Here is a 9,690-nt window from a genome sequence, read left to right on the forward strand (position 1 = left end):
TGTTTTTACTTTTAAAGTATACAATACATAAAAAGCCAGCACCAAATTATACAAATGAAAAAAATTATAGTTCTTGGATATGTTATGGTAGGATTCAGTATACCAGCATTTACGGACCCTTTATCCCCCCATCATCCTGTTCATCCTGGAGGTATTATTTCAGCGCATGATGCGGAAAAACTAAAAACACCCGATGCGCGAGATGAAGTACTCATAGCATTCCGAGACGAGAAAGCACTGCCCGGTATTATGTCGTTACTAAGCGAGATTCGTATTATTTTATCGGAACTAGAAGGGACGAATACAGAAGCAAAAGAAGCATTAAACTCGATTGAACAGTCTATTTCACAAAATTCTAATAATCCAGCTGTATTGGAAGAAGTTTTGAAAAAAATGCGTACATTATATAGTCAAAAGCAATTAAATTTAATAAAAATGAAAAGTATTTACTAGATCAATTGCATGAGAAGAAGTAAATTTTTTTAGAAAGCTTTTGCCCTTTTTGAGATCAAGAAAAAGCATTGTTTATACTACTTCTTTCTTTAAAAAGGTTAAATTTTTGTCACTTACTTGATAAAATATATTCCTTCGTTACAAACAATAGAGAGTATATTATGGTCAAAAAGTGATATACACATCCAAGAACCTGTATTCATGGATCAAAGGAAGGAGTATAGTCAAGCTTGGAGCCAATAACGAAGGCGTGCTGAAAATTTTTCGCCATACTCCACTATACATTCGTTTTATCAAAGATTCAGGATCAAAGAAATATGAGAAAAAGTACTGAGCGCGCTTGTCAAGATGAGGTGGATCAAGGCTGGTGACAGTGAAGACCCGAGCTGTTGCAGAATTGATTCACACAGTGTCAAAACTACCAGGGCTTGAGAACAACACGGCATTGACGGAGGAACAAAAATAAAAGAACCTAAACGCCATAGTATTGTGGATACACAAGGCATAGTGCACGGTACTGTTCATGACGCTAATCACAATAGGGGGGTGCAATGTTTTTTAAGAAGCTCGGCAACACTATCCGACACTCAAAAGCGTTTGCGCCGATGCCGGTTATGGAAAATCCATGCTAACGTTTGTGAGAAACAGTCTTAACAAGAAAATTGAAAGTACAGAACCCCAGGATGGGCGGTGTTCGCCAAAAGATGGGTTCTTGAACAAACCTTGGCTTGGCTCAATCATTATCCAAGATTGTCTAAAGCGTACGAAAGTGCTGTAGCATCTGTCGAAAATAGGGTGATGATCGGCGCATTCTATTGGCTTGTTAAGGCGGATCACTAATCCATAAATACAGGTTCTAAGAAAAGTCTCAGAAGTTCCCCCTCTGTTCACGAGACAGGGAGTGTAGTAAACGTCAATGTATTTTTGCATTAAAAAAAAGAATTTAGGATTGTATTCAAAAGCGACTTGACCACGGGAAATTTGGTGATGACTCTAACAAAACGTTCTATAACCAAAGCAGTCTAAACAGAGCATAACAAGAGTAAAAAAGAAAAATAATATAGCGTTAGAAGCGTATATATGAATAGATAGAACATATTCAATAGATTGTAGAAAAGAATTATTACGCTTCTTCAACGAGATTCAAGGTATCTAAATAAACGCTAAAGCAGAACTTTCATAGAGTGAAGTTTCGGATAGATTTGGAACATCGAGAGCAGCGATATTCAGATGGAGCAATAAGTTGCAGCCTCAAAACACTAAGAATAAGCCTTGAAAAAACCTGAGCAAAGACAGTTTAAGAAATAATATAGAGCAGTTTCCAGATAGCGATCGTCGAGAAAGCGGCGAAAAATTAGAACTTAGCGAGCCTGGTATAAATATGCACCAAAGCCTTTAGGCGTAGCCTATAAAAAAAACACTCTATCCTGCGAGAACAGATCTAGAAAAAAGATCTATGTCCTGTCAAAGGATTGAGGCACAAGAAAAAGACGGAAAATCAATGGTTTACCTAGAAAAAAGTTCCAGAATATGCCACGGACGCACGGCTATTCTTGGAAGGGAAGGCGTTGTAAGGGATTCATGATGGGGGGGGGAAAAACAAAAGGGGTAGTGTCATGAACAATGCTTTTTTCCACAAGAGAAAAGATAGGCAGCCGATGAGTGAAAGTGCTGGTCATGTTTTCTTTGATTAACCTTCCGTATTCTCCTGACCTTAAGCCCATTGAGAAATAATGGGATTAGGCTAAAGACATTAGAACATCCTGAAATTGCTCCATCGATGCGTTATTTCCGCTCTATTTTTCATGGTCATTTTATGGTGACTGGGCTATAATAAGTTTTTGAATGACTAAAATAAACAAAACATTAGATTTTATTGAGGCGATTATTAAACATGTTTTTAATATAAATTTATATTAAAAACATGTTTATGCTCCGGAACGTGTCGAAATGGTGAGAAATTAAACTCTAACAATGCTACAGAACGCAGACCAATTCATCCCAAGTTTTATGCATAATTCTTTTTTAAGCATCGATCTAAAGGGCTATATAAAAAATTTTTTATACCTAGGCCTTGACAGAAAGTGATTTAATAAATTAATATTAGTTTATTAAAATTATTAAAGAGAAATTTTTCATGAAAAAATTTAATCCTATATGTATCCTACCTTCTTTTTTAATGCTTTTTTCGGTAGAAGGTGTAAGTGGAAAAGACAGAAAGGCTACAATCAGAGCAGAAAAGGCAGCAATTAAAGACGAAAAAAAGACTATATCGCTCTCTAAATGTATCTACAAACAACGAAATTATGTTAAACGTTCTTTTATGCGACAAAACCATTCAATCTCTTCGTTGGGGCTAGAAGATCTTTTAAATGATTTCCAAAAGGTTACAATATCTAAAAAAATAAGAAAAAATAGAAAAGTGACCATAGAGACTGATGCAAAAAGAGAAAAAATTTCTGATAAATTTTCAGAAACAATTATAGAAGGTTTTAATAAGTATCCTTTCATAGAGATAATGATAGGCACTGATAGTATTGAAGAACTTTCCGATTACTATGGCGAGAAATATGCGAACAGTGTGAAAATTACAGAATTCGATGACATTATGGACAAAATGGATAAAACTCTGGAAGAAGTAAAGCACTTTGAAGACTTTAATCCAAGCAATCTTACGATACTCTCTAAAACAATTATAAACTACTTCATTCCTGCGGTTCAACAGAGCATACTGACGCACAAGAAAGATTCTAGCAAAGTCGTAGAGGATCTTTCTAAAAAAGTCGTGGAGGATCTTTCTAAAAAAGTCGTGGAGGATATGAAAAAAACGTTTTTCTTTAACAAAGAGGGTAAAAGTATGCGCATTGTTTCAACCCAAAAGGGTAATAGTATGCCCATTGTTTCAACCCAAAAACCACAGATAATCTTCCTTAAAAAAAAAGATAATCCTTCTCAATAAGCTTCCATAAACCAGCACTGTCGCAATTTTTCTAGAGTATGTTTCTAAACTAATTTAGGAAATATGCTCTTACGACTTAAGTGAAACGTAAGAGTAGCAATCCAAAAAAGTCGTTATTGATAACATATTATTAGGTCCTAAGCCTACCCTCTCTTCATAAAAGCTGCGTTCCCGGTAATTTCTAGAGGGAAACTTTTAAATGATTTACTAGAATATAGGGTATAAAAATCCATTGATAAGAATTACAATGGTGGATGCAAAAACAGAAAAATTCTTTAGTATAATGGTGAGCTTGAAAAAAGATAGTCCTCACGAATAGTCCAAGGTGGATGGCAGTAACGTCGTTAGACGGCACTAACTACAAAAGGGGATGCTATAGCAAGGTAATAGGCTCAAGCGTTGATTTTTTGGGAATATCAGTTTTTTTAATGAAGAAGCGGAGCAAAACACAAATTGTAACAAGAACTTCCATTAATTTTTTCTGATGATTCTCAGTACTTGTTTTCGAGAATACATAAGATAATGGTGCGCTAAGAAATTTTTTCAAATTGGTGAAAGTTCTGCTATACATCAATAACAACACGCTATGGTATTGATAAAAACAATTTTAGGCCAGAATTTTCGTGTAGTTGAAAAAGATAACAAGATCTCGGAACGCATTTTAGTTCAAAAAATTAAAGAATAATCATTTTTTTAGTGGACATTGGCTGAAAAATATTATATGGTCATTTCTGGAATTACAACTGAGAACTAACAATAAATTACTTAAGCGTACTTTGGCGAAGCTGTTATAAACTAGTTTTTTATGAAATTAATGCTATTTATAGAAGTTTTCTATTATGTATAAATCCTTTACTTTATTACTTTGCTTTTCCTTTACAGTAAGTTCTTACCCTTCTTTAAAAGAAGTATGTTTAGCGCATCGTAGCTTTATCCAAAATGCTTCTGATCGCTATTTCAAGAATAATTTATTAGAAAAATACAACGATTCACCTAAAGAAGTTCAGGCTCTTTTTTCTTGCTTTCTTATGATGCTTCTAACACCCAAAATTTTGTTTCCGCTTTAAAATCTTTTTTGAAGAAAAATGATCCTATTCGAAAAGTAGAACAAAATATAAAAAGAAACGCAGATCTTTTGGCAGAAAATCGTCTAGCACTTTCTACAATGCTTCAAAGAGACTATTTATTTTCATCTTCTATGGACAGCTTTCCGTTGTATGAGTACGAAATAGAGCTCCATATTCAACAGCTGGAGTTGAATATTTCTAGAGATGAAAAAAATATTAAAGATAAATTAAAAGAAGTATCCCTTAAGCTTACTTCGCACGAAATCCAAGTTGCTAAAATGCTTTCTCTATTAGCACAACCCAAAGTGGCACTTATAATAAATTTTCCCTTTGCAAAATCAGAAAACTCTTTTAGGGTTATCGATCCAGGACTTCTCGATGTAGCAGATGTTTTAAGTGTAGAAACGCTAAGTACGATGAAAGAAGGTATGGAAAAAATTCTTGGGCGTCCGGTAAGAATTATTCTTAAAAATGAGACGCACTACTCTGATATATTTGCTCCCTACATTAAAAACCAAAACGTCATGAAATACCAAGAAGAAATGAAAAAACTTTGTGATGCAAGGGAGATTGACTATCTTCCTTTTGAAACCGTTCTTAAAGATGGGGTATTAATTCAAGACTATTTAAAAGAAGAAAGCGGTAATTTTTTACGCTTTACACCTTATATACACCATGAGTGCGGAATTGAGGACCGAAGAGAAGCGGAACAAATTGCAAAAAAATATTGTCAGATGAAAAATTTTATCACAAACAATGTGGATCCGATAAAGATCAGGAGCGTAGTTTGGCCAAGAATGTGACCCGCTCTCGGCAAGCATTCATGGTAATGATTACAAGACAACACTGAGTAAATTACCCATTTCCTTCATGCCTTACGCCATAGATCCCACTACCCATAACCCGCAGCATCACAGTTGTTGTATCACTTTTAATGAAAAGCAAAACAAAATTGTGGAAATATTTATGACGCACGCTCAACCCAATCCATTGAAAAAAGTTAAATTCAATGCAAAAGATGCTGATTGTATTCTTCTTAAAGGAGAAGAGATGAAAGTGTATAAATGTTTTATAAGAAAGGAAAAATAAGATGATTTTTATATGTATTGGCATAGCTTGTATTTATGGACTTAGTTCTTTTGGAAATATAGTGTGTCCTAACGAATACTTTAGAGAAATTCAATTAATTTCTAAAGTTTTAGAGCAATATTTTTTAAAAGAAGATATCGAAAAACGCTCTGTAGGTTTGGATTCAATACCCGCTAATGCTTTTAAAAACCTAGATAAATTGCATGACAAAATTAAAACTTTTATCCTGCAGAAAAAACCTTTAAAATTTACGCTTTTAGGATTTCCGTTTAAATCACCAAATCGAGAAAACTGCGTTATAGATGGAAGATCAGATATGGCAGAGCGATATGCTTTAGAACAGCTAGAACGCTTGGCTAAAGAGATACAAAAAGTTTACTCTCCTGGAGCGAAAATTTTGATTCTTTGTGATGGTATTACCGTGGGAAAAGCCTTTGAAATTCCTTACTCTGAGATTGTGGCCTACGAGGAAATTATAAAAAAAATTACTTCAGATCTTAAAAATCTTAAAATTTTAACGTTTCGAGATTTTTTTCCTGAAAAAACTCCTCAAGCCATTGATGAAAGTGTGTTAAATCAATGTTCTAATCCTCACCTGGCGTACACTAAAGAACGAATAAATGTTATGAGTGCACGGTTAAAAAGCAAGCGCTGAATTCGCTTCAAGGACGAAACTTGATGACTAAAAAAGACGTGGTAAAGGAAATGCTTTTGCGAATTTACGCCCCCAATCAATTTGCTCGACAACATTTTCATAAAAATAGTATTGTTCTTTCGGTATATTATTCTCAAGACTTAGGAGATAAGGGGGTGTTAAAGTTAGTTCGAGTCTTTTATTTCCTCACTTAGGAAACGCCGCACAAACAGAGAAAAATTTTACAATACGTCTAAAAAAAGATGTCCATCCTAAAAAGTACCAGTGGACTTATACTACAATTAATAGAGTACAATTAGGATATTTTAAAAAAGTTTCTCCGAAAAAGTCTTTGTAATACTTTGATTCCATGGCGAGGGCGAAAGCCCTTCCTTTTTTTATCATGATGTTCTAAAGTTACTCAGGTAAATCTTGAAGTGTACACAAAGTATACAGTACTTTTGAAAGGATAAAAAAAAGCCTTTGGGACGTGATTTAGAGAAACTAACTTTATATTCTATCAAGTTTGTACTGCGAAATTGAACAACAAAAAATTTTAGAGTAAATGATCTTAAGAATTTAGCTCCGTATAATAAATCATATTGAATTAGGTTCATGAAAGCGCTGTTTTAACGCATTGTAGAGATGGATAAACTCAGTAATGTAGCCGAAAATTTTTCTATTGAGTTCAAATTTTGTGCACAAGGGAAGAAAAAAATTACCCTAAAAAACAATAAGTTTAGTAAATTCTTTTGTTTTCTGAAATTGTCGAAATGACGTATAATCTCATCACAACTTGATCAGTTTTTAACTTAAAAACATATTTGACCCAATGACTAAAATATTCAGTGTTGGAAGATTGGCTAGATAAACCGACTACTTTCTCGTCTTTATTTCACTTTTCTGCACGTGCTTTCTTATAGATAAAGGCTTTTTTTATAGCTGAATTCTAGCTTTTTTAATACGACTGAATACTCTTTAGGTACGCTAAATTCAGAGCCTACGCTATTCAATTTCGCATTCTCATATCTCTCAATTAAGGGTACTGTTTGTAGACTAAGCATTTTTTAACTTCATAGTCTTCTTCTTTCTTATATAGTAATTTAGCTTAAAAATGGGATTAGAGTTATTATAGTGATCAGAGAATAAGAAAAAGACACTAGAGCCTCGACTTAAAGGAAAAAAAATAGAATACATAAAATTGGGTAATGATCTCAAAAGACAAACGTCAAGTAGTTATGGTGAGTAAAAGTAGTGTAGGTAGAGAGTGAAGCCGGTATGAAAAAGAAAGAGCAATCAAACTTAAAGTAAGATGAGGAAGAAAAAGAATCATAGATCCCAATTTGATAAAAAATGTTAGAGATCTTTTTTCTGGATCCCTCTTTGGATGATTTAAAGTTTTTTTTATAGCGAACCCCAAAACGTCTCAGGACTTTCAAAATGCTAACAGTTCTAACCACAACGCGCTTCGCTCGCTCTGGCTGATCGGTATCCGGATATATTGTGTGATATCGTGTTCTAAACAGTCCGTGTCTATTGTAATGGCTGGCTTATAGCGAACGAATTTTGTTCTAAACGCTTACTTTCTCTGTAGTTTTCTTAGCCATTCCAAAATGTTTACCAGAGTCCTTATAGCTCACCCCTTCTTTCGTGTTCATTCCTAAATCCTTATTACGAAAATCTCATGAATATCAAAGCTTTAAATTATCTTCTCTTTGCTTCAATTATAACCATTCTATCGTTATTTGGCTATATATAGTAGCTAAACATTCTGGATAAAAGATAATGTAAGATTTAAATCATTGAACAAAAGCTCAACGAAACTACCGTAAATCCTACTTCATGACACGTCATTACAGTAAAATCTAGCATTAAAGCCAACAAACGTAGTGAGGTTACGGTGTAAAAGAGGATACCAATAGTATTTTTTTTACCCTATATTCTCCAGGGTATACCCTTGTTTATTATTTTTACAAACGCTTTAAAGACAAAGATATTTGGCTAAAAATAATGCTCAATTGAGTGATAAAATGATCAAAATCTCCTGCATAATCATTAGTAGACTCTATCGATTTTACTCATGCAAACAGTACGAAAACGTTCTTCACCTCATGCACAACAGCTTAAGTAAAATTAATTATTGAAAATGATTGACAATATTATTTTTTTGATTTATAACGAATTTTAGAAATTATAAAAATTTAAAAATTTTATGTTTAAGAAAAAAAATTAATCCTTGAAATAATACTCTTGTTTTTTTAGTGTTTAACTCACACACTTTAAAAGCAGATAAACATAAAAAGAAAAAACAATCGAAGACTGAATTAAACAATGAACATACGAGTTTAGAAAAAAAATAAGCACCCCCTCTGTTTCTGATGAGCCTTCTTCTTTTATTCCTCCTCAATCTATTTATTTTGTGCGCTATTTTCCCTTTATTCTTTCTGCTCCTTTACTTCAAGAACTTTATCCTTGTCCTAATCAGTTTCATTTATCTAAAAAAAGACTCAAAATTTAAAAATTTTTCAAGAACTCTCTTTCTTGCTTTTTCCTAATTTAAACAAGATCTCTACAGCCTCCTCTGTTACTTTTTTGGACCGGATGCATAAAAAGAACTTGACCGCTTGTTTATTGAAGCAATTCCTAGAGGAACAATCTTTGGAACATGGACAAAGAAATGTTTTAGAACAATTGGGACAAATAAATTTTGAAAATATCTTAGAATGTCTTGAGTTTCAGAAAAAATTAAATACAGGTTCAAGCCATAACCAAAATAATGCGAAAGATTCGTTAACTGAAAAAATTTCTAAGCTTCAAATAAATGAATAATGTTAGAAAATGAAAGTATAAATTATATTAAAAAAAGTAGTGTAAACACTCTTTCAGGTGTTTGGTAAGACTTTTTAGAGAAATATAACTAGCTCAGTATAAGTTTCTGAACCCATTTTTTAGAATTTCTCTACCCCCCTTATTAAGAGACGCCCTAACTTAAGCCAGGGGGGCATTAAAGCAAAAAGAATGACATCTAGAAAATTTTAAAAGTTTTATCATAGCTTAAGACACGGACTCTGTATTCTTTTCTTTAAGGCTCTACTCTTATCATAGGCATCAGATAGACACTCATGATGGAATAAAAAAAATACTGTCCAACAAGCCTATAGAGTAACGATGTACCCATGCTATAGAACGTTTAGGAGGTAAGCCTAGAGCGTTGAAAAGCACCTTTTTCTCTGGGGAATCAGAGAAAGAAAAACGAGAGGGATATCTAGAAGTGATAAAAAGTATACCCAAGAAAAGTCTTGTATATATTGATGAAAGTAGTATTGATGGGGCGATTTACAAAAAAAACAGATAGTGAAAAAACGATAAGCTACAATAATTTAGCTTAAAATTAATATGCTTTTTTAAAATTTTCTACCCTTAATCTCATTTTTGATTGAGTGTGTTTTGAGAGCAAAGGCGTTGGTAAAATTTTAAGGGTACAGGCA

General features: G+C 33.3%; 10 protein-coding genes. 9 read left to right on the plus strand and 1 reads right to left on the minus strand.

The features are described from left to right. The first annotated feature begins 54 nt into the window (after nt 1-54). From HCUR_RS05085 to HCUR_RS08705, 3 genes are all read left to right on the plus strand, one after another. Nucleotides 55-453, plus strand: coding sequence for a hypothetical protein (locus HCUR_RS05085; protein ID WP_104207039.1), 399 nt, complete (start codon nt 55-57; stop codon nt 451-453). A gap of 489 nt (nt 454-942) precedes the next feature. Next, nucleotides 943-1,107 (plus strand): hypothetical protein, encoded by a 165-nt coding sequence (locus HCUR_RS08700; RefSeq protein WP_165780782.1) that lies wholly within the window; start codon nt 943-945, stop codon nt 1,105-1,107. Beyond that, complete coding sequence (locus HCUR_RS08705) at nt 1,079-1,231, plus strand: hypothetical protein (protein ID WP_165780783.1); 153 nt, start codon at nt 1,079-1,081, stop codon at nt 1,229-1,231. Before HCUR_RS08700 ends, HCUR_RS08705 begins: the two co-directional genes overlap by 29 nt. Nucleotides 1,232-2,000: 769 nt before the next feature. Here HCUR_RS08705 and HCUR_RS09870 read toward each other — a convergent pair. Then, nucleotides 2,001-2,132: a hypothetical protein gene (locus HCUR_RS09870; RefSeq protein WP_279337674.1), complete on the minus strand. Its 132-nt coding sequence runs from the start codon at nt 2,130-2,132 to the stop codon at nt 2,001-2,003. Between the two features lie 458 nt (nt 2,133-2,590). Between HCUR_RS09870 and HCUR_RS05090 the strand changes: the two genes are divergently transcribed. The 6 genes from HCUR_RS05090 (at nt 2,591) to HCUR_RS05120 (ending at nt 9,031) form a co-directional block, all read left to right on the plus strand. Continuing rightward, nucleotides 2,591-3,412 carry a hypothetical protein gene (locus tag HCUR_RS05090; protein WP_104207040.1) on the plus strand — a complete coding sequence of 274 codons (822 nt, stop codon included), beginning with the start codon at nt 2,591-2,593 and terminating at the stop codon, nt 3,410-3,412. An 839-nt stretch (nt 3,413-4,251) separates the two neighbouring features. After that, a complete protein-coding gene (locus HCUR_RS05095) occupies nt 4,252-4,479 on the plus strand; it encodes a hypothetical protein (RefSeq protein ID WP_104207041.1) in 228 nt (75 codons plus the stop codon). Between the two features lie 8 nt (nt 4,480-4,487). Beyond that, the gene (locus HCUR_RS05100) at nt 4,488-5,282 is read left to right on the plus strand and encodes a hypothetical protein (protein WP_104207042.1); all 795 of its coding nucleotides are present in this window, start codon (nt 4,488-4,490) and stop codon (nt 5,280-5,282) included. Nucleotides 5,283-5,569: 287 nt separating this feature from the next. After that, nucleotides 5,570-6,223: an L-tyrosine/L-tryptophan isonitrile synthase family protein gene (locus HCUR_RS05110; protein ID WP_104207044.1), complete on the plus strand. Its 654-nt coding sequence runs from the start codon at nt 5,570-5,572 to the stop codon at nt 6,221-6,223. 23 nt (nt 6,224-6,246) lie between these two features. Continuing rightward, nucleotides 6,247-6,417, plus strand: a complete 171-nt coding sequence (locus tag HCUR_RS08710; RefSeq protein ID WP_165780784.1) for a hypothetical protein — start codon at nt 6,247-6,249, stop codon at nt 6,415-6,417. A 2,386-nt stretch (nt 6,418-8,803) separates the two neighbouring features. Then, a complete protein-coding gene (locus tag HCUR_RS05120) occupies nt 8,804-9,031 on the plus strand; it encodes a hypothetical protein (RefSeq protein ID WP_207760929.1) in 228 nt (75 codons plus the stop codon). Nucleotides 9,032-9,690 lie beyond the last annotated feature (659 nt).

Source organism: Holospora curviuscula (assembly GCF_002930195.1).
Classification (GTDB): Bacteria; Pseudomonadota; Alphaproteobacteria; order Holosporales; family Holosporaceae; genus Holospora; species Holospora curviuscula.